The organism is Microvirga rosea (genome assembly GCF_020595095.1).
Taxonomy (GTDB): Bacteria; Pseudomonadota; Alphaproteobacteria; order Rhizobiales; family Beijerinckiaceae; genus Microvirga; species Microvirga rosea.
Window position 1 is genome coordinate 19,296 of record NZ_JAJDOP010000004.1, and the last position, 24,556, is coordinate 43,851.

Genomic DNA, 24,556 nt, shown 5'->3' on the forward strand with positions numbered 1-24,556 from the left:
AACCTTACGCGCCGCCGGCCATGACCGCGCGAGCCCGTTTCCCATGAAAATAGGCGCGGAGCCAAGGATGATCCGATGCAAGCATCGCCTCTATGGGTCCTTCCGCCAGGATTTTGCCGTCGCCGAGGGCTGCGATTCGGTCGCAGACCGTGTGAAGGCTGTCGAGATCATGGGTTACCATGAATACCGTAAGCCCTAAAGTGCGCTGTAACGTGGCAATGAGTTCATCGAACTCGCCGGCGCCGATGGGGTCGAGGCCGGAGGTCGGCTCATCGAGAAACACGATGTCCGGGTCGAGCGCGAGCGCCCGAGCCAGAGCCGCCCGCTTGATCATGCCGCCGGACAGCTCGGACGGGAGCTTGTCGGCCGCATCGGGCTTGAGACCCACCATTTCGATCTTGAGCATCGCAAGCTCGTCCAGAAGGCGGTCCGACAGGTTCAGGAACTCGCGCATCGGGACCTGGACGTTCTGCTTCACCGTGAGGGCGGAGAACAAGGCCCCCTGCTGAAACAGCACTCCCCAGCGCCGTTCCAGGAGCCGCCGTTCCGAGGGGGACAGCTCGTCGAGATTCTGCCCCAGCACCTCGATCGTCCCCGCCCGCTTCGGCACGAGACCGAGGATCGTGCGGGTCAGCACCGACTTGCCCTGTCCCGAAGCGCCGACGAAACCGAGGATTTCTCCCCGGTAGATGTCGAGATCCATATCCTTGAGAATGGTTTTCTCGCCGAAGCCGACCTCCACGTCGCGGACGCTGATGACCACTTCGCGGTTCTGGGCGGCGGGGTGGCGATTGTCGGACATCATCAGTACCTGATCGCCGCGAAGAACATGGCAAAAAGGCCATCGAGAACGATGACCATGAAGATCGCCTTCACGACCGAGGATGTCACATGCCGTCCGAGCGACTCGGCGGATCCCTCGACGGCGACGCCCTCCAGGGTGGCGATGATGCCGATCACCAGGGCCATGAAAGGCGCCTTGATGAGCCCCACGAAGAAGGTGTTCAGCGCAAGGGCGGCCTTCAGGCGGGATAGATAGACATCGGGGCTGATGTCGCCATAGATCCAGGCCGTGAGCCCGCCTCCGGACAAGGCCGCGATCGACGAGATGAAGGTCAGGAGCGGCAGCCCGATCACCAGGGCGAGGATGCGCGGGACGATCAGCACCTCGATCGGATCGAGGCCCATGACCCGCAGGGCGTCGATTTCCTCCCGCATCTTCATGGAGCCGATCTCGGCCGTGAACGCCGAGCCGGAGCGGCCCGCTACCATGATCGAGGTCAGGAGGACCCCAAGCTCACGCAGAACCAGGATTCCGATGAGATCGACGACGAAAGGCGTCGCGCCGAAACGCTGGAGCTGGAATATGCCCTGCTGGGAGATGATGCAGCCGACGAGGAACGAGATCAGGACGATGATCGGGACGCCCCGATAGGCGATCTGCTCCAACTGGTTGACGACCGCCGTGCCACGGAACCGCTTCGGGTTGAGAATGACGCGCAGGAGCGCCGAGACGAGTTCGCCCAGAAAGGCCACTCCGCCGACGAGATCACGCCCGGCCTCATGAACCGTTTTGCCCACATCGACCAGGAAATCGATGACCTTGGAGCGCTTGACGACCTTCTGCTCCTGGAACCCGCGATAGGCCACTTCGTCGAGAAGAATCTGCTGCTCGGGGGATGCATTGGCGAAATCGGCCGCGAGGCCGCGCTCGCCCAGCTCGTGCCGGGTGCGGTCCAAGACCCATGCCCCAAGGGTATCGAGGCGACCCACGCGGCCGAGATCGATGATCATGCGATGCTGATCCGCGCCGCCCGTGATTTCGGCGGCCAGCGATTCCACGCGCTCGGAGTTCTCGGCGATCCAGTGACCGGCGAGCCTCGCCGTCACCTTATCCCCAGCTCCCTCGATTTCCACTTGCGGCTCTTGAGCCAAGATGCTCTGCGCCACGACGATCCTTCCGGCATTGATTCCGTTTGGTGATAGCGTGTCGCCAAGGCACAAGTCGAGCCGAAGTTGTCAGAAGAGGCCAGAATGCGTCAGTTGACCGTCACCATCGACAGATTTCCCATCGCCGGAACGTTCACCATCGCCCGCGGATCGCGGACGGAAGCCGTCGTGGTCACCGCGACGATCCGGGAGGACGGCGCAACGGGACATGGAGAATGCGTGCCTTATGCGCGCTATGGGGAAACGGTCGAGGGCGTGGCCGAGGCCATTGCGGCGCTGGCCCCCCGGATCGCGGAGGGGCTGACCCGGGAAGCCCTTCAGGACGCCATGCCGCCCGGCGCGGCCCGGAACGCTCTCGATTGCGCCCTTTGGGATCTCGATGCCAAGCGCTCGGGCATCCGCGCCCACCTTACCGCAGGGGTCGATCGCTGGCCTCCGGCCACCACCGCGTACACGATCAGCCTCGGCACGCCGGATGTCATGGCCGAAGCGGCCGCGAAGGCTTCGGACCGGCCGATCCTGAAGGTGAAGTTCGGAGGCCCCGGGGGCGATCTGGAGCGGATTGCGGCAGTCCGCAGGGCCGCCCCTGACGCGACCCTGATCGCCGATGCCAATGAAGGTTGGACCGAGGACAACCTCGCTCAGCATTTCGCCGCCTGTGCGGAGGCGGGCTTTGCCCTGGTGGAGCAGCCATTGCCGGCCAAGAACGATGGCTTCCTCGGCAAAATCTCCCGTCCCGTGGCGATCTGTGCCGACGAGAGCGTTCATGATCGCGCAAGCCTCGACCGCCTCGTCGGGCTCTACGACGCCGTCAATATCAAGCTCGACAAGACCGGCGGCCTCACGGAGGCTCTTGCGCTCGCCGATGCGGCGGAAGCGCGAGGCTTTTCCCTCATGATCGGCTGCATGGTCGGGACGTCGCTGGCCATGGCGCCCGCCATGGTGCTGGCTCCCCGCGCCCGTTTCGTGGATCTCGACGGCCCGCTCCTGCTCGCGAAGGACCGGGAGCCGGGCCTTCGCTTCGACGGAAGCATCATTTATCCGCCCGAACCGGCCCTCTGGGGCTGAGACTTGAGCATCCGCCACGCAATGAAGGTGAGGATGAAGCCGGCGGCGCCTAAAGGCGCCATGGCGGCGAAGACGGCCGCTCCGGCTTCCTTGTAGATCACGCCGCTCGCGATGGTGGATGCCGCCGTAAAGAGGGCGGCGAGCGATCCGTAGATCCCCTGTGCCCTCCCCCTGGCATTGAGCGGCGCCAAAGCGGTGAGCGCCGCCATCGCCCCGATATGCGATGCCCCGAAGGTGAGGCTGTGGAGGGTTTGAAGCCCCAAAGTCACGGCCGCATTCGGATGAAGGGACAGCATGGTGAAGCGGAAAACCGCGGCGGACGAGCCGAGCAGGATCAACCCGAGGCCGGAGCCCCGGCCGACGGCGTTGCCGAGAACCATGAAAACCACGATTTCCGCGATCACGCCGGCGGCCCAGAAGTAGCCGATGACGGAGTCGGCGAAGCCCTGCGACTGCCAGTAGATGCTCGCAAAAGCATTGAGGGCCCCGTGGGTGCCCTGCGTCATGGCCGCGCCGATGAGGACGATCCACAGCACTGGCGGCAGTTTTTTCGATTGAGGGCCCGCATCCCCGGCTTTGAGCGGAAGGTCGGGTCCTTGCCGGGGCACGGCGATGAGCGTCGCCGAGATCCCGAGAACGGGGATCAGGGTCAGGGCCACGAGGACGATATTGGCGCCGAACGCGCCGACCAGATACCCGGCCACGATGTTGGCGATGAAAAACGAAATCGAGCCCCAGCCCCGGAGCCGGCCGTAGTGCAGCCGCGGATCGCGCTGGACGGCAGCGGTCGTGACAAGGTCGTTCCCCGGAATGACGGCCGCCTGGGCAACGGCCACCAAGCCGACCAAGGCGACGATAGCGATCTCGTTGGGAGCGAACATCAACAGGGGAAAGCCCACCATCTGGCCGACGTGGCTGGCCAGGAGCAACCTCCGTGGGCCGAAGGAGCGATCCGCAAGGCTCAGCAGCGGCGCGGTCGCGACGATCCTGACGATGATCGGAATAGCGACGACGATGCCGATGACCGCCGGACTGAGAGCCTTGCTCTGCAGCCAGATCGGAAAGAACGGCAGATAGAAGCCGTGACTGAAGAAGCTCGCCGCATGGAGAGCCGACAGCCGAATGGCGCTCGCCGATAAGGGAGACATCAGCGGGACGGGTCGGCAAGGATGCCGAAAAGGAAGGAAAAGGTCGCGGTCACGGCGTAAGGTCGTTGATAACGTTAGGGAAGGCCTTGAGCTGGCTCAAGCTTTCGAAACACTGGGTCCATCGGGAATCGGGGGCCTAGGGCACGATGAAATCCACCATGCCGGATGGCGAGGCGCACGTCACGTTCAGTTCTGTGGATTACGAGGCGATCGAGGCTGCCGTTCTGGAAACCTCCCGCGGCCGCTGGTTCCTGCGTGAGTACGCCCGGCGCAACCGGAATGCCGATACGCAGGCGGTTCTCGCCGCCATCGCCGGCCTCGAGAAGAGGATGGCGGACGAGCAAACCGCCCGCACGATGGATCAGATCCGGGCGAGCCTTCTCGACATGGCAGGGGCCATCGAGGACACTAAGGCCGAGATCGGTCCAGACCGGAATCCAGGTCCCGCCGCCGAGGCGCCGGATACAGGGGCTGCGGAGCGGCGGATCGCGCGCATCCTGGAGACCTTGCGCTATCTGGAACAACGCATTCAAGCCATGATGACCCTCTGCGAGCCGCCTTTGGAGGCGGGCCTCGGCCATCCCGGGCCCGATGGCGGAACCGGCATGACGCAGGCGGATCTTCGGCCCGGACTCCTTAATTGAAGATCGTCGGCCCGGCGGTCTATCTGGCAGGGCTTGCGTCGCAGGCTCCCTCGATATTCGAGAAGAACTGACGGGCGCTTTCCCGCCACGTGAAGGTTTCGCCATAGGCGCGGCATCGGTCCCGGGGAATATCGAGGGCGGCAAGCGCCGCCTCCCGCAGGTCGTGGCTCAGAACCCCGCACCCCGACGAGCCGACCACATCGAGAGGTCCCGTCACCGGATAGGCCGCGATCGGCAGGCCCGACGCCAGAGCCTCGAGCAGGACAATTCCAAACGTGTCTGTCAGGCTCGGAAAGACGAAGACGTCGGCCGACGCATAGATGCGGGCAAGAGCCTCCCCGGTGAGCGGACCGAGGAACCGCGCATCCGGGTAGGCCTGCTCCAGTTCTGTACGGGAAGGCCCGTCACCCACTACGACCTTGGTGCCCGGCAGCCGGAGCGACAGAAACGCCCCAAGATTCTTCTCGACGGCCACGCGCCCGACAAACAGGAAGATCGGCCCTTGGAAATCGAGAACCCGCTCCTTTCGCGGCCGGAAGAGCCGGGTATCCACCCCGCGCGTCCAACGGCGAATGTTCCGGAACCCGTGGCCCTTCAGTTCCGCCTCCAGGGAGGGGGTGCTGACCATGATGGCCCGACCGCTGTTGTGGAACCGGCGCAAGGCTCCGTAGACGAGACCGGGCGGAACGGGAAATCTCGCGCAGACATATTCCGGAAAGCGCGTGTGATAGCTGGTGGTGAACGCCCTTCCCTGCCGCCGGCAATACCCGTGGACGGCGAGCCCGATCGGCCCCTCGGTGGCGATATGAATATGAGTGGGGTTAGCCTGCTCCAGAAGGCTCGCCACGCGGCCCCGCCGCGCCACGGACAGGCGGATTTCCGGATAGGTCGGCATGGGAAAGGAACGGAAACTCTCCGGGGTCAGGAACGAGACCTCGGCTCCATGGGCCGGCGCCTCGGACGCCATGTATTCGAGAGAGCGAACGACGCCATTGATTTGAGGCTTCCAAGCATCCGTGGCGATGAGAAGGCGCATCAGGCCGCCCTGACGCGTAAGGAATCCGGCTCTGCGAACAGAGGAATATCCTGCTTCTGCAGCTCGGCCCAGCGGATCATCTGGAGCGATCCGTCATAATGCTCCACGATGGCGGTGCACGACTCGACCCAGTCCCCCGTATTCACGTAGCGCACGCCGTCGAGGTCATGCATGGCGGCATGGTGAATATGCCCGCAGATGACGCCGTCCGCCTCCTGCCGTTTGGCCTCCGCGGCCAGCAGCTCCTCGAACCGGCTGATATAGTTCACCGCATTCTTGACCTTCAGTTTGGCCCAGGAGGACAGCGACCAGTAGGTCAGCCCGAGCTTCCGGCGGGCGACGTTGAGATAGGTGTTCACCATCAGCGCCACCGTGTAGGCGCCATCGCCGAGAAGCGCGAGCCAGCGGGCGTGGCGCACCACGAGATCGAACTGGTCGCCGTGGATTACGAGAAAGCGCTTGCCGTCGGCGGTCTCGTGAAGCGCCGAGTCGGCAAGCTCGATGCCGCCGAGATGGACGCCCAGATAATCGCGCAGGAACTCGTCGTGGTTGCCGGGGATATAGACCAGGCGCGTCCCCTTCCGCACCTTGCGCAGGAGTTTCTGCACCACATCGTTGTGCGCCTGCGGCCAGTACCAGCCCGACTTCAGGCGCCAACCGTCGACGATGTCGCCCACGAGATAGATGGTATCGGCATCGTACATCTTCAGGAAGCCGAGCAGCTGTCCTGCCTGACAGCCCTTGGTGCCGAGATGAAGGTCCGACAAGAACAACGTCCGTACGCGGATGAGACCAAGGTCCTGGGCCATGCTGCACCCTTTCCGAAGGTTAGGGCACAGAGGAACGGATTCGCGTCTCAGCTCCATGACGGGCAGCTTGCAAAATTGTGACAGAGACCGGCCGAACCATGCATGCGGCGCAGGGATTTTCCGCACAAGAGGGGTTCACGCGGCCCGCCGCCCGTGATTGGTTGGCATTCTGCCGCAGCAACTCGAACTCATGAAGCCCCTCCCGCCGTGAAACCTCTCCTGGGGATTTCCCTCAAAATCCTCTCCGCTTTCGTCTTCACCCTCATGTCGGCAGGCCTGAAGACCCTATCGAGCGTCTACCCGGTCGGCGAGCTGGTTTTCTTCCGGTGCTTCTTTGCCCTTATCCCGCTTTTGACCTGGCTGGCCTGGCAGGGGGATCTGATCAACGCTGTCCGGACCGAGCACGTGGCGGGCCATTTCCTGCGCGGACTGATCGGGACGTCGAGCATGTATCTGGGCTTTGCGGCCCTCGCCTATCTGCCCCTGCACGATACCATCGCCATCGGATATGCCTCCCCGCTGATCGTGGTCATCCTCGCCGCCCTCCTCTTGAAGGAAAAGGTCCGCGCCTATCGCTGGACCGCCGTCGGAATCGGGTTCGTCGGGGTGCTGATCATGCTGTCTCCCTTTCTGAAGCTCGGCTCCTTTTCAGGAGGCCTCGGGGCCGGATCGAGCATCGGGGCCTTCTTCTCCCTCATGGGGGCCGTTTGTTCGGCGGGAGCCACGATCCAGGTCCGCCGTCTCACCCAGACGGAACGGACCGGCGCCATCGTGTTCTATTTCTTCATCCTCGCTTCCGGATTGTCGCTTCTCACCATCCCGCTCGGCTGGGTGGTCCCGTCCCTGTCCGATCTTCTGCTTTTCATCCTTGTGGGAATCCTCGGCGGGATCGGTCAGATTCTTCTCACCCAAAGCTACCGCTTCGCCGACACCTCCATCCTTGCGCCCTTCGAATACACCACAATGATCTGGGCGCTCCTGCTCGGATGGTTCGTGTTCGGAGACCTTCCGACGGCTGCGGTCATGTCCGGAGCGGCCATCGTCGCCGGAACCGGGCTTTTCATCGTGTGGCGGGAGCGAAAGCTCGGCCTCGAGCGCGCCAAGGCCCTCGAGACCGCCGCTCAGCGGCCGGGGGGCTAGGCCTGAAGCCAGAATGGTCGGGAAGCCCCGCGAAAAGCGGCCTTCGCGGTCCCCCACGCTTGACCCGTCCCTCATGTTCCCCCACAACCGTTTTGAGGAACGAACGTTCGATCTTTCAGAACTGAGGACGGGTTTAGATGGGCGTCGAAGGCAAGGAGCGTCACCGGGAGCTGGAAACCGGCGCACAGGTCATTTCCGGCCATTTGGGGAAGACGATCCAGCGGCTGCGCAAGGCGTACAACCTGTCTCTTTCGGAACTCGCCGAGCAATCCGGCGTGGCGAAATCCATCATCAGCCAGATCGAACGGAACGAGACGAACCCGACGCTGGCCACGATCTGGCGCCTGAGTCAGGCTCTCGACGTCTCGATCGAGCGCGTTCTGGCCACCAGCGACGAAGAGCCGTTCATCGAGAAATCGACCCGCGCCGACACCCCGATCCTCGTGTCCGAGGACGGGAAGGTGCGCCTTGCGATCATCGGCTGGCTCAAGACCATCGAGTGGCTGCAATGGTACGATGTGCAGGCCGAGCCCGGCGGCGTGCTCGACTCCGACGGTCACCAGCGCGGCTCGATCGAATGCCTTTCCGTAATCGACGGTGAATTCGAGGTTGAGGTCGGGGACGTGGTCCAGCGGGCGAAAGCGGGCGAAACCCTGCGCTATCGTTGCGACCGGCGTCACACGGTGCGAGCGGTCGGGAATACCCCCGCGCACGCCACGATGGTCTGCATCCTCAAGGCTGCCGTGATGGATTGACCCGGCCAGGGTCGCATCACCCCCACCAAGCGCTCACTGCGGCTTCTTGTAACCCACCTTCGGCGGCAGGGACAGGATGTACTCAGCCATGGCCCGGCGGTCGGCTTCCGGCAGCTGGGCCGTGTTGTGAACCACGGACGCCATCGGTCCGCTCACCGTGTCGAAGGTCGGCGTCTCGCCGGTCGTGAGAAGCGTGACGACCTCTTCGGGGGACCATCCGCCGATGCCCGTCGGGCCGGGCGTGATGTTGGGGACGATGCCCCTGCCCTCCGGATCGGGCCCACCGGCGAAGCGCCGCTCGGGAATGATGGCGCCCATCATGTTCCGCTCACTGTGGCATTCGGCGCAATGTCCGAGGCCCTCGACGAGATAGGCGCCCCGGTTCCATTCAACGGATCGGTCAGGGTCAGGCATGAAGACGTGCCCGTCGAGAAAAGCCAGCTTCCAAAGGCCGACACCGCGGCGGATATTGAAGGGAAACGGCAGGTCATGGGGAGACGCTTTGCCTTCGATGGCAGGCAGGGTTTGGAGAAACGCGAACAGATCTCCCAGATCGGCCGCCGTCATCCGCTGATAGGACGTGTAGGGAAAAGCCGGATAATAGTGCTGCCCGTCCGGCGACACACCTTCATGCATGGCGCGGACGAAATCGGCCTGGCTCCAGCTGCCGATGCCATCGCGCTTGTGCGGCGAGATATTCGGGACATGGAAGGTGCCGAAAGGCGACTTGAGGGCATAGCCGCCGCCAAGACGCATCTTGTCGTCCTGCCCAGGAGTGGCGTGGCAGGATGAACATCCTCCGGCGAAAAAGACGATACGGCCCTTCTCCGGGTCGGACTTTCGGGCAACTTCCGCCGACGCGTCCGAACCTGTCGCCAGCTCGCCGTGCACAACCTGCCATGCGGTCGGTGATGTGAGAGCCATGAATGCGACAAGCCCAAGCAGCAGGAGACCAAACAGCACGGCAAGCGCTTTGCGCATTCTCATCCACCCTCCGAAAAAACGGGCGGCCCGAACCGCCGCCCGCATTGTTCAGCTTAAATGTCTCCGTCCGCAAGGCAGACGGGGCGCGGTCCTAGCCGACCGGCTGGCGGAACGTCTTGTGGCAGGTGCCGCAGTTCTGAAGCACCTTCGGCATCTCCGCCTTGAAGGTGGCCTCGTCCTTGATGGTGGTGAGAGCCGTCTGCGAGTCCTGGTCGAACTTGGCGAAAAGCGCATCGAACTCGCTCTTCTTCTCCCAGACCGCCGGCGTGGCCTTGGTATTGCCGTCCTTGGAATTGGCCGGGAACAGGTCCGGCTCACCCTTGGCGCTGCGGGAGAAGGTTTGCAGGGCAGCCTGGACTTTGGCCAGATCGAAAGGCGCCTGGTCCTTCAGCATGGCGCCGATCCCGCGCGAGTGCTCGCCATTGTCCTTCATCAGCTTCTGCCGCTGCGCAATGACATCCGTCTGCGCAAGCGCCGCCGTCACCCCAAGCGCCAGGATGCTGGCCGCGATAAAACTACGCTTCATATGGAATTCCCTCTTGAGCCCGTGAACCGGTTCTTATGATTCCTCACCGGCCATGCGGCATTAGCGCATGGTCGGCGCCTGTCGGGCAACCGGGCGCAACAACACAACTCTGTGAGGAACAGCGAACCCGTTCGCCCTATTCGACAGGTTCTCCGGCGGTGATCCAGTCCTTGAATCCGCCTTTATAATGCTCCCGGAGATCCCGTCCCGCCGCCTGGGCGAACTCGATCGCCCGCAGGGACCGCACACCCGCCGCGCAGGAAAAAACGATTCTCTTGTCCGCAGGCAGGGACTCGGCGTCGAAGGTGGAGAGCGGATGAGACACCGCGCCCGGAATGTGCCCGGCCGCGAATTCCTGCGGCTCCCTCACATCCACAAGGAGGATGGAGCCGTCGCTCAATCCCTTCTTGATGTCATCCCGGTTCAAATCGATGACCGGCACCGGACCATTCATGCATAAGCCTCCGTGCTGCTGCCCGATCATACCGGCATCGCACGGAGGCAGGCAATCCGCCCGTCAGGCCAGGTCCGGAATGCGCAGAACCCAGCCCGGCTGGATCATGTCGGGGTCCTTCACGGGCGGCGAATTGGCCTTGACGATCTCCGTGTACTTGGCTCCCTTCCCCTTGCCGTAGTGCTTCTCGGCGATGGCCCAGAGGGTGTCGCCCTTCTGGACCGTGTACATGGTCGACTGCTTCGCCGGCTGCTGGACCTGAAGTTCGGACGTGTCGACTTCGGCCACCCCATAGGTGTTGCCGAGGGACAGGATGATCTTTTCGGCCTCTTCCTGGCTGACGGCCTGTCCCGAGACCTTCACCTTGTCGCCTTGAACGTCGATGCCGAGCTTGTCGGCGTCGAAGCCATGGCCCTGCACCTCCTTCTTGAGAGCCTCGGTCGTCGCCGCCTGGGCACTTCCGCCGAACAGCTTGGCGCCCGCCTCCTTGATGAATTTGAATAGACCCATGACACATCTCCTCCGCTGGTCGGCGTCGTCGCGCCGCCCCGGTTGAAAGACGCCGAAGCCCGCTTACGGTTCCGCTTAGGCCAGGGACGAGAACACATCGGCCAGGGACGGAAGCCGATCCTTCAGGCGCAGGAGCGCGATCCGCTCGATCTCGACGACCGCGGTGTCGAACTCCCGGTCCGCGTCATGATCGAGCCTTTCCTCGAAGGCTGCCAGGATCTCTTCCTTGGAGCGCCCCTTGACCGCCATGATGAACGGGAAGCCGAACATCTGCCTGTAACGGTCGTTCAGGGCCAGAAAGCGGTTCCGCTCCTCCTCGGTGAGGCTGTCGAGCCCCGCGGAGGCCTGCTCGCCGCGGGAATCCGAGGTCAGGTCGGCGAGCTTCAACCGCCCGGCGAGGTCGGGATGGGAGCGGATCAAGGCGAGCTTCTGCTCGCGGCTCGCCTGCGACAACACGTGAACCATCGTCGCGTGCAGCCCCTCCGCCGTATCCTGCGCAGGGGAAAATCCTTCGTCATAGGCCCGCTCGGCAATCCACGGGGAGTGCTCGAACACATCCCCGAAGAGCTGCACGAACATGGCCTTGGTCATGGTGCTGGGCCTGACATCCGCCGGCCGATGGTGGCGGATCCAATGCCGGGCGATGTCGACGCGCCGGGCAACCCAGACATCGTCATGGGAGAGAACATAATCGAGAAAGCGCTCCAGTGCCGCTGCTCGCCCCGGCCTGCCGGCAAGACGGCAATGAAGCCCGACGGACATCATCTTGGGCGCGGTTTCCCCTTCGGCATAAAGGGTATCGAACGTGTCCTTCAGGTAGGTGAAGAATTGATCACCGGAATTGAATCCCTGCGGGGTGGCGAAGCGCATGTCGTTGGCGTCGAGCGTGTAGGGCACGATCAGCAGCGGCCCTTTCGTCCCTTGTTCCCAATAGGGAAGATCGTCGGCATAGGAGTCCGCGCTGTAGAGGAAGCCGCCTTCTTCCGCCACGAGGCGGTTGGTATGCTCCGAAGTGCGTCCCGTGTACCAGCCGAGCGGTCGTTCGCCCGCGGCCTGCGTATGAATGCGGATGGCCTCGCGCATGTGGGCCCGCTCCTCGTCCGAGGAAAAATCCCGATAGTCGATCCACTTCAGGCCGTGACTGGCGATTTCCCAATCGGCCTCCTTCATGGCGGCGACGGCCTCCGGATTGCGCATCAGCGCAGTGGCGACCCCATAAACGGTCACCGGCAGGCCGCGCTCGGTGAAAAGGCGCCAAAGACGCCAGAAACCGGCCCGCGAGCCGTACTCGTAGATCGACTCCATGCTCATGTGCCGCTGTCCGGGCCAAGGCGCGGCGCCGACGATCTCGGACAGAAACGCCTCCGACGCCCTATCGCCATGGAGGATGTTGTTCTCCCCGCCCTCTTCATAGTTGACGACGAACTGAACGGCGATCCGCGCGCCGTTCGGCCAGCGGGGGTTCGGCGGATTTCGGCCATAGCCGACAAGGTCGCGGGGATAGGACGTCTCGGCCATGGTCAGCTGCCTCGGTAGGTGGAATAGCTCCAGGGCGAAACCAGGAGCGGCACATGGTAGTGGCCATCCGGCTCGGCAATCGCGAAGCGGATGGGAACGACATCGAGAAAGGGCGGATCGGCGGTTGCGGTCGCGAGAGCGCGGAAATACGGCCCCACGTGGAACACCAGCTCATAGGTGCCGATCCGGAAGGATTCGCCGAGGAGCAGGGGCTGATCGGTGCGGCCATCCGCATTGGTCAGCGTCCGCGCGACCGGATGGCGCGCGTCGCCTTCCAGCAAAAAGAGTTCCAAGGCGACGCCGCGCGCCGGGCGGCCGTTGGCGGTGTCGAGGACGTGGGTGGACAATCGTCCCATGAGAAGACCTTTTGACGAGGGCCGCGCCTGCGGCATCGGTGAATTGTCGGGCCCCGGGTGTCGGCGTCAAGCGCGAGGAACGGCGGACGCCTGCAGGTGCAGCGCCCCGCGCCCTCTTCCTGTTGAAAAAGCGGCCGGGCGGGCCTTTCGCAAATCCGGCCGCCGCCCTAGGCTACGGCCCGTGTCAGTATGAAGGGGCCGCATGATCGACCCGCAGATCTCCGAATGGATCAGCCAGCTTCTCCGCTGGGTCCACGTCATCACGGCCATCGCCTGGATCGGCTCGTCCTTCTACTTCATCCATCTGGATCTCAGCCTGAAGAAGCGCGACGGTCTGGCGCCCGGAGTCGGCGGCGAGGCATGGCAAGTCCATGGCGGCGGCTTCTACAACATGCGCAAGTATCTGGTCGCGCCGCCGGAGATGCCGAAGGAACTGACCTGGTTCAAATGGGAAAGCTATTCCACCTGGATCACCGGCTTTTTTCTGCTCGTCTGGGTCTATTACCTGCACGCGGATCTCTACACCGTGGATCCGGCCGTGCGGGCTCTTGCTTCCTGGCAGGTGCCTCTCATCGGCATCGGCGGCATCGCCTTGAGCTGGCTCGTCTATGAAGGCCTGTGCCGCTCGCCGCTCGGCCGAAACGACGTGGCGCTGGGATGTTTCCTCTTCCTCTACATCCTTGTCGCCGCGTTCGTGTTCAGACACCTTTTCAGCGGACGGGCGGCGTTTCTGCACACCGGTGCAATGATCGCGACATGGATGTCGGCGAGCGTCTTTTTCGTGATCATCCCCAACCAGAGAAAAGTCGTTGCCGATCTCCTGGCCGGGCGTTCGCCGGATCCCGCCCTCGGCAAACAGGCGAAGCAGCGCTCGACGCACAACAACTACCTGACGCTGCCCGTTCTGTTCCTGATGCTGTCGAACCACTATCCTCTCGCCTGGTCTTCGCGATATGCGGTCGGCATCGTCGGCTGCATCCTGATCGCCGGGGCGATCGTGCGCCACTTCTTCAATTCCCAGCATGCCGGCAAAGGGTCGCCCTGGTGGACCTGGGCCGTCGCCGCGGCCGCGATCGTTGTGGCGATCTGGCTCTCGATCATCGGCAAGCCCGGGAACGAGAACACGGCGGACATTCAGAACGGGGCGACTTCCGCGACCCTCGCCGCCGCCTTCGACGACGCCGTTCTGGCCGTTCAATCACGCTGTTCCATGTGCCATGCGGCGGAGCCCGCCTGGGACGGTATTTCCATCGCCCCGAAGGGCGTTCGCCTCGACACGCCGGAGAACATCCTGCGCCACGCCGATCTGATCCGCGTCCAGGCCGTGCTGACTCACGCCATGCCCCCGAACAACATCACGGAGATGACCCTCGAGGAGCGCAAGGTCGTGGCCACGTGGCTCGCGCAGAAGGACGCCGCCGTCCGTTAGGCGCGTCCGCACGACATCACGCCCGGGGCACCACCCTCGCCTTTGGGAAATGCTGTTCTATAACCTTCCAAAAATAGGAGAGGACGTGACCGAACTGACCCTCGAAATCGCGCAGTCCATCGTATCGGCCGCGCTCAAGACCGCCAGGGCGAAATCTTTCAAGCCTTTAGCCATTGTGGTGTATGATGAAAGAGGAGCCCTGAAGGCCCTTGCCTCCGAGGATGGGACAAGCCTCAAGCGCGCGGAGATCGCCATGGGCAAGGCCTACGGCGCTTTGGCCATGGGCGTAGGATCCAGGGCGCTGCACAAGATGGCGACGGACAGGCCCTATTTCGTGGCGGCCGCAAGTCACGTGGTGGGCGGCCAGCTCGTTCCGGTCCCCGGCGGGGTCTTGATCAAGGATTCCCAGGGGCGGGTCCTGGGAGCCGTCGGAGTGTCGGGAGACACGTCCGACAATGACGAAATTGCCGCCGCCGCAGGCATCGAGGCGACGGGCCTGACGTTCGACGCCGGGGCTTGAGGGCCTTAATCCTCCTCTAAGCCATTGTCCGGATTGAATATTTTTTTGCCTCTGGACAGAAATGGTTGATTGAACAACAAATGAGTCAAGGTCACTGTCCTAATTGACCGTGATCGAAGCCTTCAAAAACCCTGGAAACACCAGAAAGGGAACGCGTTCATGTTATGGATCAAACAAGCGGCGCTCGCCGCCGTTGCCACAGCCGCCCTGTTGGGACCGGCCTCCGCGGAAGTCGTCTACAACCGCGCCAATTCCGGCGAGCCGGAAACGCTCGACACGCACAAGACCTCCACCGTCCAGGAATCCCACATCCTGCGCGACATGCTGGAAGGCCTCGTGACCTACAGCGCCGAGGGCAAGGCCATTCCCGGTCAGGCAGCCAAATGGGAAGTCGGTGACGACGGCAAGACCTACCGCTTCACCCTGCGCGACGGCCTCAAGTGGTCGAACGGCGATCCGGTGAAGGCTGCGGACTTCGTGTATTCCTACCGCCGCATCATGAATCCGGAAACGGGCGCGAAATACGCGAACATTCTTTATCCGATCCTGAACGCCGAGAAGATCAACAAGGGTCAGGCGAAGATCGAGGAACTCGGCGTCAAGGCGATCGACGACAAGACGCTGGAAATCAGGCTCGAGCAGCCGACCCCCTATTTCATCGAGCTTCTGACGCACCAGACGAGCCTTCCGGTTCATCAGGCGTCGGTGGAGAAGTTCGGCAAGGACTTCGTGAAGCCCGGCAACATGGTGACGAACGGCGCCTACAAGCTCGCCGAGTTCGTCCCGAATTCGCACATCAAACTCGTCAAGAACGAGAACTACTACGACGCCAAGAACGTCAAGATCGACACCGTGATGTTCTATCCGACGCCCGACTTCGCCGCGATGGTGCGTCGCTACGAGGCCGGCGAGCTCGACACGACCGACGACGTGCCGGCCGACCAGATGAAGTCGCTCAAGGAGCGCTTCAAGGATCAGGTGAGGCTCGGGCCGTATCTCGGGACGTGGTTCCTGGTGGTGAATACGTCGAAGGCGCCGTTCAACGACGTGCGCGTCCGCCAGGCCCTTTCCATGATGGTCGACCGTGAATTCGTGGCCGAGCAGATCTGGGGCCAGACCATGCAGCCGGGCTATTCGTTCATGCCTCCGGGCGTGGGCAACTACGGCGAGCCGGCCTACATGGACTACAAGGACATGTCGCCGATCGACCGCGAGGAGAAGGCCAAGGCGCTCCTCAAGGAAGCGGGATTCGGTCCCGGCAAGCCGCTGAAGGTGGAAATCCGCTACAACACCACCGACAACAACCGGAATACGGTTGTGGCCATCGCCGAGCAGTTCAAGCCGGCCGGCATCGAAACGTCCTTCATCAACACCGATGGCAAGACGCACTTCGCCCACCTGCGTGACGGCGGCGATTTCGACCTTGCCCGCTACGGCTGGATTGCGGACTATTCGGACCCGAACAACTTCCTGTTCCTGCTCAAGAGCGACAACAAGGGCTTCAACTACGGAAAGTACAACAATCCGGAGTTCGACAAGCTTCTCGAGCAGGCCGCCGCCGAGATGGATCTCACCAAGCGCGCGGAAATCTTCAAGAAGGCCGAGGCCATCTTGATGAAGGATATGCCGTGGATCCCGATCATGTACTACGGCAAGAGCAACCTGATTTCGCCCAAGATTCATGGGTTTGTGCAGAACACGCGCGGCGTCTATCCGTCGCGCTTCCTGTCCAAGGATCAATAATTAAGGCGAGGGAGCGGTCCCATACGGGGCCGCTCCTTTTCTATTCTCAGGTTTCTCACCAGGAGAAAGCATCTTGCTCTCCTTTATCATGCGCCGTTTTCTGACGGCCATTCCGACCTTACTGGTCATCGTGACGATCTCGTTCTTCCTGATCCGGCTGGCTCCCGGCGGCCCGTTCGACCTCGAGCGCCCCCTCGAAGCCAAGGTGATGGAAAACCTCAACCGGATCTATCAGCTCGATAAGCCGCTGATTCAGCAGTACTGGCTGTACCTCTCCGCCGTCATGCACGGGGATTTCGGGCCCTCCTTCATCCTGCGCGATTTCTCGGTTGGTGAGCTCTTCGCCCGGGGCCTGCCCATTTCGATGACCCTCGGCGCCCTGGCGATCACGCTCGCGATCCTGGTGGGCGGCACCCTCGGAACGATCGCGGCCCTGCGTCAGAACAGCCTTGCCGATTATATCGTGACCGGCCTCGGCGCCATGGGCCTGACGATCCCGAACTTCGTGGTGGCGCCGGTTCTGCAGATCGTTCTCGGTCTTGCCCTTGCCTGGCTTCCCGTGGCCGGTTGGGCCGACGGGTCCCCGCGCAACCTCGTCATGCCGGTAATCGTGCTGGCCCTTCCGCAGATCGCGGTCGTGGCCCGCATGACCCGCGCGGCGATGATCGAGAACCTGCGCTCGAACCACATCCGGACCCTGCGCTCCCTCGGGCTGCCCTGGCACGTAATCGTAACCCATGCCCTGCGCGGCGCCTCGCTGCCCGTGATCTCCTATCTCGGGCCGGCGGCCGCGGCCCTGCTGACCGGTTCCGTCGTGGTCGAGACGATCTTCGGCCTTCCCGGCATCGGACGCTACTTCGTCGAGGGCGCGCTGAACCGCGACTACACGCTCGTCATGGGGACGGTCGTGGTCGTGGCCGTGTTCGTGCTCATCTTCAACCTCGTGGTCGACATTCTCTACGCCGTCGTCGATCCGCGCATTCGTTTTGATTGAGGGCCGTCATGGCTGAAGGCGCCGCACTTCCCATCGAAACCCTTGCCGATCCCGTATCCGGACGTTCCCTCTGGGTCGAAGCCAGGGGCCGTCTGCTCAACAACAAGGCCGCCGTGGCCAGCATCGTGCTGCTGGGGTTCATCGCCATCGCCTGCATCTTCGGGCCGCTCGTCACCGGGCACCCGTTCGATCAGGTCTATCCCGACTACGTGAAGGTTCCGGCAAGCCTGGAAGCCTATCCGAAGGCGGACCAGATCACGCCGCAGATCGAGCGCATCGGCGCCCGCGTCCGGGGCAAGCCCGAGAACATCCAGGTGAAGGGAGACAACGTCACCGTGACCCTGGTGGGGCAGCGGCCCATCGACGAGCGGCTTCTCGCCTATTTCGAGCGCTCCGACATGTTCGGCGCCGCCAAGATCGCCGAGAAGACGGATGAAGGCAAACGCATCGTCGTCGACGTGCCTTTGAAGAAAAAGTACTTCCTCTTCGGGACCGACACGAACGGCCGCGATCTTCTCACCCGCACGATGAAGGCCGGTCAGATCTCGCTGGCCATCGGTCTCCTCGCCACCTTCGTGGCCATCCTGATCGGCGTCGCCTACGGCGCGACCTCCGGCTATCTCGGAGGCCGGGCCGACCTGATCATGATGCGCGTGGTGGACGTGATCTACTCGCTCCCATTCATCTTCTTCGTGATCATGCTGGTCGTCTTCTTCGGCCGCAACTTCATCCTGATGTTCATCGCCGTCGGCGCGGTGGAATGGCTGGACATGGCGCGCATCGTCCGTGGCCAGACCCTTTCCATCAAACGCCAGGAATACGTGCAGGCGGCCGAAGCGCTGGGGGTCGAGACGAAGGGCATCATCCGCCGTCACGTCATCCCGAACACCCTCGGTCCCGTGGTCGTCTACATGACCCTTCTGGTTCCGAAGGTGATCCTCCTGGAGAGCTTCCTGTCCTTCCTGGGACTTGGCGTTCAGGAGCCCAACACCAGCCTCGGGGTGCTCATCTCGGAAGGCGCGAAGAACATCCAGGGCGCCACCTGGATGTTGCTCTATCCGTCCCTGACCCTGATCGCGATCCTGTTCTGCCTCAACTTCATCGGTGACGGCTTGCGCGACGCCCTCGACCCGAAGGATCGTTAAGATGGCTGATCCCGTTCTGACAGTTCGAAACCTGAATGTTCGCTTCCGGACCGGAGACGGCATTCTTCACGCCGTCAAGGGCATCGATCTCGACGTGAATGCGGGCGAGACCGTCGCCATCGTCGGAGAATCGGGTTCGGGCAAGAGCCAGACCATGATGTCCGTCATGGGCCTCCTCGCCTCGAACGGCTGGGCCGAAGGGTCCGTAAAGTACAGGGGCGACGAGCTCGTCGGGCTTTCTCCCGACAAGCTCAACCGGTACCGTGGCTCCAAGCTGACGATGATCTTTCAGGAGCCGATGACGTCGCTCGATCCGCTCTACCGGATCGGCGAACAGCTGGCCCTGCCGCTCACGACGCATGGCGGACTGAGCAAGGCGGAGGCCCGTCGTCGCGCCATCGAGCTTCTCGAACTCGTGCGGATCCCCGATCCGCAACGGCGCATCGACTCCTACCCCCATGAAATGTCCGGCGGCCAGCGCCAGCGCGTCATGATCGCCATGGCCCTCGCCAACAATCCGGACGTCCTGATCGCCGACGAGCCGACGACCGCTCTCGACGTGACGGTCCAGGCCCGGATCCTGGAGCTTCTGGCCGACCTGCAGAAGCGGCTGGGCATGTCGATCGTCTTCATCACCCATGACCTCGGCATCGTCCGCCGCTTCGCCGACCGCACTTATGTGATGAAGCGCGGCGAGGTCGTCGAAAGCGGCGCCACGTCGGACATCTTCGCGGCTCCGAAGCATCCCTATACGCAGATGCTGATCGATGCGGAGCCGAGGGGCACGAAGGAGCCTGCTCCGGCCGGGTCTCCCCTCGTTCTCGACGCAAGGGACGTGAAGGTTTCCTTCGTTCTGAAATCCAACCTGTTCGGCCAGCCCACCCACGTGCTCAACGCGGTTGACGGCGTGAGCCTCTCCGTACGTGCCGGCGAGACCGTCGGCGTGGTCGGCGAGTCGGGCTCCGGCAAGTCCACCCTGGGGCGTGCCGTGCTGCGGTTGCAGTCGGCCAGCGGCATGGTGCGGTTCGAGGACCGCAATCTGATGCCGCTCGACCGCGCGGGCATGCGTCCCTTGCGCCGTCACCTGCAGCTGGTGTTCCAGGATCCTTTCGGCTCCCTTTCCCCGCGCATGACGGCGGGCGAAATCGTGACCGAAGGACTTTTGGTCCACGAGCCCCGTATCTCCCGTCGGGATCGGGACCGGCGCGCCGCGCAGGCTTTCGAGGAGGTGCGGCTGGAGCCGGGGTGGCGCAACCGCTTCCCCCACGAATTCTCGGGCGGGCAGCGCCAGCGCATTGCCATCGCCCGCGCCATGATCCTGCATCCGAAGCTCGTCGTTCTGGACGAACCGACATCCGCTCTCGACCGGTCGGTGCAGAAGGAAATCGTCGAACTCCTGCGTGACCTGCAGAAGGCCCATGGCCTCGCCTACGTGTTCATCAGCCACGACCTCGCGGTCGTCCGGGCGCTTTCGGACGAAATCATGGTCATGAAGAACGGCAAGGTGGTCGAGCGGGGCTCCGCGGAGGAAATCTTCGAACGGCCTCGGGAGGATTATACCCGCGATCTCATCGCGGCCGCCTTCCTGAAGGAACGGGGTGTCGCCGCGCCTACCCCCGCGACACTGGCTTCCTGATATCGGAACCGGGACGCCATGGCGCGAATTGAATCTGCGCCATGGCAAAGCTCGCACCCTATCGCGCCAAGCGCGACTTCACCAAGACCTCCGAGCCGAAGGGAGGATCTTCCCGCCGGCACGGTTCGTCCTTCGTCATCCAGAAGCACGATGCTTCCCGCCTGCACTACGATTTCCGCCTGGAGATGGACGGGGTCCTGAAGAGCTGGGCGGTCGCCAAGGGACCAAGCTTCGTTCCCGGGGACAAGCGCCTTGCGGTGGAGGTCGAGGATCATCCCCTCGCCTACGGCGATTTCGAAGGCACGATCCCGGAAGGTCAGTATGGCGGCGGCACCGTCATGCTGTGGGATCGCGGAACCTGGGAGCCGGAAGGCGACCCGGCGGAAGGCTATGCCAAAGGTCGCCTCAGTTTCCGCCTCGACGGTCAAAAGCTGCACGGCACATGGCATCTGGTCCGCATGGCGAAGCGTCCGCGGGAAAAACAGCCTTCCTGGCTCCTGATCAAGGCCGATGACGGGTTCGCACGCAGTGCCGACGATCCCGACATCCTGGAGGAGGCTCCCTCATCCGTCAAAACGGGCCGCTCCCTTGACGAGATTGCCGGCAATAAGACGAAGGCCTCCGAGACAAAGTCTTCCAAGACAAAACCCGCCGCGACAAAATCCACCTCCGCCGCGAAGCCGGCGCCACGGGCGAAGGCCGCATCGAAGAAAGTCGCTGCGAAGGACACCGACCGGGTCGAAGTGGCCGGCGTCTCCCTGTCCCATCCCGACCGCGTATTGTGGGATGAACAGGGGGTCACGAAGCAGCAACTGGCTGAATTCTATGTCGGCATCTCAGAATGGTTGCTGCCCCACCTGGTGGATCGGCCGCTGACGCTGATCCGCTGCCCTTCGGGAGCACAGAAGAGCTGTTTCGTCCAACGCCACGCATGGCAGGGCCTATCGGATTTCATCGAGCGCCACAGCGTTCGCGACGACGGTGGCACGATGGAAATCTTGAGTGTGCATGACATTCAGGGTGTCGTAGCGCTGGTCCAGGCAGGCGTTCTCGAGATGCATGTGTGGAGCGCCACCTTGGCCGATCTGGAGCGCCCCGACCGGATCATTTTCGATCTCGATCCGGGCGAAGGCGTCGGCTGGCCCCTCGTGATCGAAGGGGCTCGCGCGATCCGGGACCGGTTGAAAGGTCTGGGCCTCGAGAGCTTCGTCAAGACGACCGGCGGCAAGGGTCTGCATGTGGTGGCGCCATTGACCCCGAAGGCATCCTGGAAAGACGCGATGACGTTCACCCGCGATCTTGCGCAGGCCATGGCGGCGGACGAACCCAAACGCTACACGACCACATCCGTGAAGCAGGAACGTGAAGGCAGGATCTTCATCGATTACCTTCGCAACAATCGCGAAGCGACTGCGGTCGCGCCCTATTCGACCCGATCGCGCCCGGGTGCTCCCGTCTCGACGCCCTTGGCCTGGGAGGAACTTTCCGCGAAAATCAAGCCCAATGGCTTTACCGTGCAGAACCTGGGCAAACGCCTCGCGGCACTCCGTCGGGATCCTTGGGCCGATATGGCCAAAGTCGACCAGATCCTCCCCGCTCCCACACGGAAGCGACGCTCACCCAGGCGGTAGAAGGGTCATATCAGGGGAGCCTTGAGCCCTTCGGCCTCGAACGTTTTTTGCACGGCCGGGCGCGCAAGCGCCCGTTCGGCCAAGGCCAGAAGGTTCGGCAGCGTCCGTGGCGGACGGGGCATGCCGCGGCCCCAGCGGATCAGCATCAGCAGGAACAAGTCTGCGGCGGAGAATTGATCGCCGAGAAGCCAGGTCTTGTCGCCCAGTTGAGCGGAGATCACGTCGAACATGTGATTCAGCCGCCGCTCGGCCGCGTGCTTGACGCTCGGGACAGCCGCCTCATCGTCCGCGTGTTCATAGGGATAGAACCAGGCGCGGTATTCCGCCTGCGGCGTGTTCGAAAGGTGGATCATCCACTTGTAGAATTGGGCCCGCTCCTTGGTGCCGACAGGCGGCGCCAATCCGGCCTGCGGAAACTTGTCGACCAGATGAAGCGCGATGGCGGCAGTCTCGAACAGCACCAGGTCGTCATCGACCAGAACCGGGATGCGGCCGTTGGGATTGAGCCGGAGATACTCCGCGCTCTTCTGCGCGTTCTCCTCCCTGTTCACGAGGCGCAGCTCGAACTCCACCCCGATTTCCCGCAACATCATGTGAGGAAGAAGGCTGGCATTGCCGGGAAAGTAGTAGAGCGCGAGCATCGAATTCGCCTTCCGTTCAAAGCTTGACCGCAAGCCTGATTAGTTTCCTTCCACGGGAGAGTAAAGCTGCAACCTTTCCATTCCGTTCGCCTGCTCTAAGGTCGTGTTCTGTCGCCGGTGCCTTTTGCAGGAGAAACAGACAACATGTCGGATCGGACTCATGCCTTGGTCGAAAAATACCGGGTCAAGCCGGGAAAGACCGTAAAGCTCAAGGATTTCGATCCGCGCGACAAGAGCGGTTTGGGCGATGAGGATCTCACCAAGGCGGAGACGGCGGAACTGGCGCGCGATATCGATGCGCTGCAGGACCGTCTCTACGCCGAAGGGGCGCGGTCTCTGCTCGTCATTCTCCAAGGAACCGATACGGCCGGAAAGGACGGGACGATCCGCGGCGTCTTCAATGAGACGGGACCGATCGGCGTCTCGGTGACGGCGTTTCGGGCGCCGACGGAAGCCGAACTGGCTCACGACTACCTCTGGCGCGCCCATCTGGCGGCTCCCAAACGCGGGATGATCGGCATTTTCAACAGGTCTCACTATGAGGACGTGCTGGTCGGAAAAGTGCGTGAGCTCGCGACCAAGAAAGCCATCGAGCAGCGCTACGAGCAGATCAATGCCTTTGAAAGGATGTTGACCGACAACGGCACCGTCATCCTCAAATTCATGCTCCACATCTCGAAGGACGAGCAAAAGGAGCGTCTGCAGGAACGCCTCGACGATCCCAAGAAGCACTGGAAGTTCAACCCCGGCGATCTGGAGGACCGGAAGCGGTGGGACGATTTCCAGGAGGCCTACGAGATCATGCTCAACCGTTGCTCGACCGACTGGGCGCCCTGGTACGTGATTCCGGCCGACCGGAAATGGGTCCGCAACGCGATCATCGCCCGTATCGTCAAGGCGACGCTTGAGGACATGGACCCGAAATACCCGAAACAATCGTGGGATCCCAAGGATTTTACAGTCGACTGATCCCAAGGGATGACTGGCCTTGGCCCCTCCTGGCCGTCAAGCTTGGCTTGAGGGGCTTGCCGAGAAGCCCCTTGAGCGCGACAATATCCCGTATGAAAAGCATTCTCGTTCCCATTGAAGATCACGGCGTGGCAGAGCCTGTTCTTGAAACAGCTCTGCATCTCGGCACCATGTTCGACAGCTACATGGAAGGCGTGGCGATCACTCCCGATTATCCGGTGGTTCTGCCCGTCGATATCGCCATCGGCGTTCCCTCGCCCATCACCCCCGAGAACCGGGCCGAGATGGCGAAATCCTGCCGGGAGCGCTTCGAGGCTTTCATGATCAAGAAGCAGATCCCTCGGGCAGCATCGGCCCTGGCCGGTCTCAGCTTCGGCTGGCGCCAGGACGGGCTGATGGAAGATGCCTTCCTCGGGGCCTATGGACGCGTTTTCGACATCACCGTCGTGGGCCGCCCGGACGGTGTCGACGGCCACACCCGTCTTTCAACCGTCGAAGCCGCTCTTTTCGAAACCGGACGGCCGGTTCTGATCGCACCGCCACAGCCCCCTTCGACGTTCGGGAACACCATCGTCATCGCCTGGAACCGCAGCACGGAAACGGCCCGGGCCGTCATGGGCGCCATGCCGCTTCTCGCCAGGGCCCGCCGCACCATCGTGCTCGAACTCGAGGATTGGGGCGTCCCGGGCCCCTCGGGATCCGAACTGGTTCGCTCTCTTCGCATGCACAACATCAACGCGGATGCCATCGTGGCCGCCGATCCCTCGAACCGCCCCGGTGAAGCGATCCTGTCGGAAGCGGCGGCCTTGAACTGCGATCTCCTGGTGAAGGGGGCTTATACCCAGAGCCGCCTGCGGCAGATGTTCTTCGGCGGAGCAACGAGCCACATCCTCGGAAACACGACCATCCCGGTCCTGATGGCCCATTAGAAAAACAAGGCTGAGCCCAGT

General features: G+C 63.0%; 25 protein-coding genes. 13 read left to right on the top strand and 12 right to left on the bottom strand.

The genetic code is table 11. The features are described 5' to 3' along the window. Positions 1-4: 4 nt before the first annotated feature. Together LJD17_RS11520 and LJD17_RS11525 are read right to left on the bottom strand one after the other, a co-directional pair. Positions 5-802 (bottom strand): ABC transporter ATP-binding protein, encoded by a 798-nt coding sequence (locus LJD17_RS11520; RefSeq protein ID WP_227384772.1) that lies wholly within the window; start codon positions 800-802, stop codon positions 5-7. Between the two features lie 2 nt (positions 803-804). Beyond that, a complete protein-coding gene (locus LJD17_RS11525) occupies positions 805-1,950 on the bottom strand; it encodes an ABC transporter permease (protein ID WP_406600796.1) in 1,146 nt (381 codons plus the stop codon). 84 nt (positions 1,951-2,034) lie between these two features. Here LJD17_RS11525 and dgcA point away from each other — a divergent pair, with 84 nt between their 5' ends. Beyond that, the gene (dgcA, locus tag LJD17_RS11530; RefSeq protein WP_227384339.1) at positions 2,035-3,018 is read left to right on the top strand and encodes an N-acetyl-D-Glu racemase DgcA; all 984 of its coding nucleotides are present in this window, start codon (positions 2,035-2,037) and stop codon (positions 3,016-3,018) included. On the opposite strand, the gene LJD17_RS11535 is transcribed toward dgcA, so the two are convergent. Then, positions 2,988-4,166, bottom strand: coding sequence for an MFS transporter (locus LJD17_RS11535; protein ID WP_227384340.1), 1,179 nt, complete (start codon positions 4,164-4,166; stop codon positions 2,988-2,990). The genes dgcA and LJD17_RS11535 overlap by 31 nt on opposite strands. Before the next feature lie 146 nt (positions 4,167-4,312). Between LJD17_RS11535 and LJD17_RS11540 the strand changes: the two genes are divergently transcribed. After that, positions 4,313-4,810, top strand: coding sequence for an FUSC family protein (locus LJD17_RS11540; protein WP_227384341.1), 498 nt, complete (start codon positions 4,313-4,315; stop codon positions 4,808-4,810). A gap of 19 nt (positions 4,811-4,829) precedes the next feature. On the opposite strand, the gene LJD17_RS11545 is transcribed toward LJD17_RS11540, so the two are convergent. Continuing rightward, the gene (locus tag LJD17_RS11545) at positions 4,830-5,846 is read right to left on the bottom strand and encodes a glycosyltransferase family 4 protein (protein ID WP_319799697.1); all 1,017 of its coding nucleotides are present in this window, start codon (positions 5,844-5,846) and stop codon (positions 4,830-4,832) included. After that, a complete protein-coding gene (locus tag LJD17_RS11550; RefSeq protein WP_227384342.1) occupies positions 5,846-6,655 on the bottom strand; it encodes a UDP-2,3-diacylglucosamine diphosphatase in 810 nt (269 codons plus the stop codon). The genes LJD17_RS11545 and LJD17_RS11550 overlap by 1 nt, the downstream gene beginning before the upstream one ends. A gap of 207 nt (positions 6,656-6,862) precedes the next feature. Here LJD17_RS11550 and LJD17_RS11555 point away from each other — a divergent pair, with 207 nt between their 5' ends. Further along, a complete protein-coding gene (locus LJD17_RS11555; protein WP_227384343.1) occupies positions 6,863-7,795 on the top strand; it encodes a DMT family transporter in 933 nt (310 codons plus the stop codon). Positions 7,796-7,932: 137 nt separating this feature from the next. Next, positions 7,933-8,550, top strand: a complete 618-nt coding sequence (locus tag LJD17_RS11560; RefSeq protein ID WP_227384344.1) for a helix-turn-helix domain-containing protein — start codon at positions 7,933-7,935, stop codon at positions 8,548-8,550. 33 nt (positions 8,551-8,583) lie between these two features. Here the strand turns inward: LJD17_RS11560 and LJD17_RS11565 are convergent, their stop codons facing one another. The 6 genes from LJD17_RS11565 to uraH all read right to left on the bottom strand — a co-directional run bounded on the left by LJD17_RS11565 (position 8,584) and on the right by uraH (position 12,898). After that, on the bottom strand, positions 8,584-9,531 hold the full coding sequence (locus tag LJD17_RS11565) for a c-type cytochrome (protein ID WP_227384775.1): 948 nt from the start codon (positions 9,529-9,531) through the stop codon (positions 8,584-8,586). A gap of 94 nt (positions 9,532-9,625) precedes the next feature. Next, a complete protein-coding gene (locus LJD17_RS11570; protein WP_227384345.1) occupies positions 9,626-10,060 on the bottom strand; it encodes a c-type cytochrome in 435 nt (144 codons plus the stop codon). A gap of 136 nt (positions 10,061-10,196) precedes the next feature. Beyond that, positions 10,197-10,514, bottom strand: coding sequence for a rhodanese-like domain-containing protein (locus tag LJD17_RS11575; RefSeq protein ID WP_264478379.1), 318 nt, complete (start codon positions 10,512-10,514; stop codon positions 10,197-10,199). Positions 10,515-10,577: 63 nt separating this feature from the next. Continuing rightward, a complete protein-coding gene (gene lysM / locus LJD17_RS11580) occupies positions 10,578-11,024 on the bottom strand; it encodes a peptidoglycan-binding protein LysM (RefSeq protein WP_227384346.1) in 447 nt (148 codons plus the stop codon). A gap of 75 nt (positions 11,025-11,099) precedes the next feature. After that, entirely contained in the window at positions 11,100-12,542 is a 1,443-nt protein-coding gene (puuE, locus tag LJD17_RS11585; RefSeq protein WP_227384347.1) for an allantoinase PuuE, read from the bottom strand. Positions 12,543-12,544: 2 nt separating this feature from the next. Next, positions 12,545-12,898, bottom strand: a complete 354-nt coding sequence (gene uraH, locus LJD17_RS11590) for a hydroxyisourate hydrolase (protein WP_227384348.1) — start codon at positions 12,896-12,898, stop codon at positions 12,545-12,547. Between the two features lie 202 nt (positions 12,899-13,100). Between uraH and LJD17_RS11595 the strand changes: the two genes are divergently transcribed. The 7 genes from LJD17_RS11595 to ligD all read left to right on the top strand — a co-directional run bounded on the left by LJD17_RS11595 (position 13,101) and on the right by ligD (position 21,996). Further along, complete coding sequence (locus tag LJD17_RS11595; RefSeq protein WP_227384349.1) at positions 13,101-14,327, top strand: urate hydroxylase PuuD; 1,227 nt, start codon at positions 13,101-13,103, stop codon at positions 14,325-14,327. Positions 14,328-14,412: 85 nt separating this feature from the next. Then, positions 14,413-14,847, top strand: a complete 435-nt coding sequence (locus LJD17_RS11600; RefSeq protein ID WP_227384350.1) for a GlcG/HbpS family heme-binding protein — start codon at positions 14,413-14,415, stop codon at positions 14,845-14,847. A 159-nt stretch (positions 14,848-15,006) separates the two neighbouring features. Further along, on the top strand, positions 15,007-16,590 hold the full coding sequence (locus tag LJD17_RS11605) for a peptide ABC transporter substrate-binding protein (RefSeq protein WP_227384351.1): 1,584 nt from the start codon (positions 15,007-15,009) through the stop codon (positions 16,588-16,590). Positions 16,591-16,663: 73 nt separating this feature from the next. Further along, positions 16,664-17,584 carry an ABC transporter permease subunit gene (locus LJD17_RS11610; protein WP_227384352.1) on the top strand — a complete coding sequence of 307 codons (921 nt, stop codon included), beginning with the start codon at positions 16,664-16,666 and terminating at the stop codon, positions 17,582-17,584. 8 nt (positions 17,585-17,592) lie between these two features. Further along, entirely contained in the window at positions 17,593-18,729 is a 1,137-nt protein-coding gene (locus LJD17_RS11615; RefSeq protein ID WP_227384353.1) for an ABC transporter permease, read from the top strand. A 1-nt stretch (position 18,730) separates the two neighbouring features. Continuing rightward, positions 18,731-20,365, top strand: coding sequence for an ABC transporter ATP-binding protein (locus tag LJD17_RS11620; protein ID WP_227384354.1), 1,635 nt, complete (start codon positions 18,731-18,733; stop codon positions 20,363-20,365). Positions 20,366-20,406: 41 nt separating this feature from the next. Next, positions 20,407-21,996, top strand: a complete 1,590-nt coding sequence (gene ligD / locus LJD17_RS11625; RefSeq protein ID WP_227384355.1) for a non-homologous end-joining DNA ligase — start codon at positions 20,407-20,409, stop codon at positions 21,994-21,996. Positions 21,997-22,001: 5 nt separating this feature from the next. Here the strand turns inward: ligD and LJD17_RS11630 are convergent, their stop codons facing one another. Next, the gene (locus LJD17_RS11630; protein ID WP_227384356.1) at positions 22,002-22,637 is read right to left on the bottom strand and encodes a glutathione S-transferase family protein; all 636 of its coding nucleotides are present in this window, start codon (positions 22,635-22,637) and stop codon (positions 22,002-22,004) included. A gap of 144 nt (positions 22,638-22,781) precedes the next feature. Here LJD17_RS11630 and LJD17_RS11635 point away from each other — a divergent pair, with 144 nt between their 5' ends. Both LJD17_RS11635 and LJD17_RS24250 read left to right on the top strand, forming a co-directional pair. Further along, complete coding sequence (locus tag LJD17_RS11635; RefSeq protein ID WP_227384357.1) at positions 22,782-23,606, top strand: polyphosphate kinase 2 family protein; 825 nt, start codon at positions 22,782-22,784, stop codon at positions 23,604-23,606. A gap of 128 nt (positions 23,607-23,734) precedes the next feature. Continuing rightward, on the top strand, positions 23,735-24,535 hold the full coding sequence (locus LJD17_RS24250; RefSeq protein WP_227384358.1) for a universal stress protein: 801 nt from the start codon (positions 23,735-23,737) through the stop codon (positions 24,533-24,535). Positions 24,536-24,556: the final 21 nt, after the last annotated feature.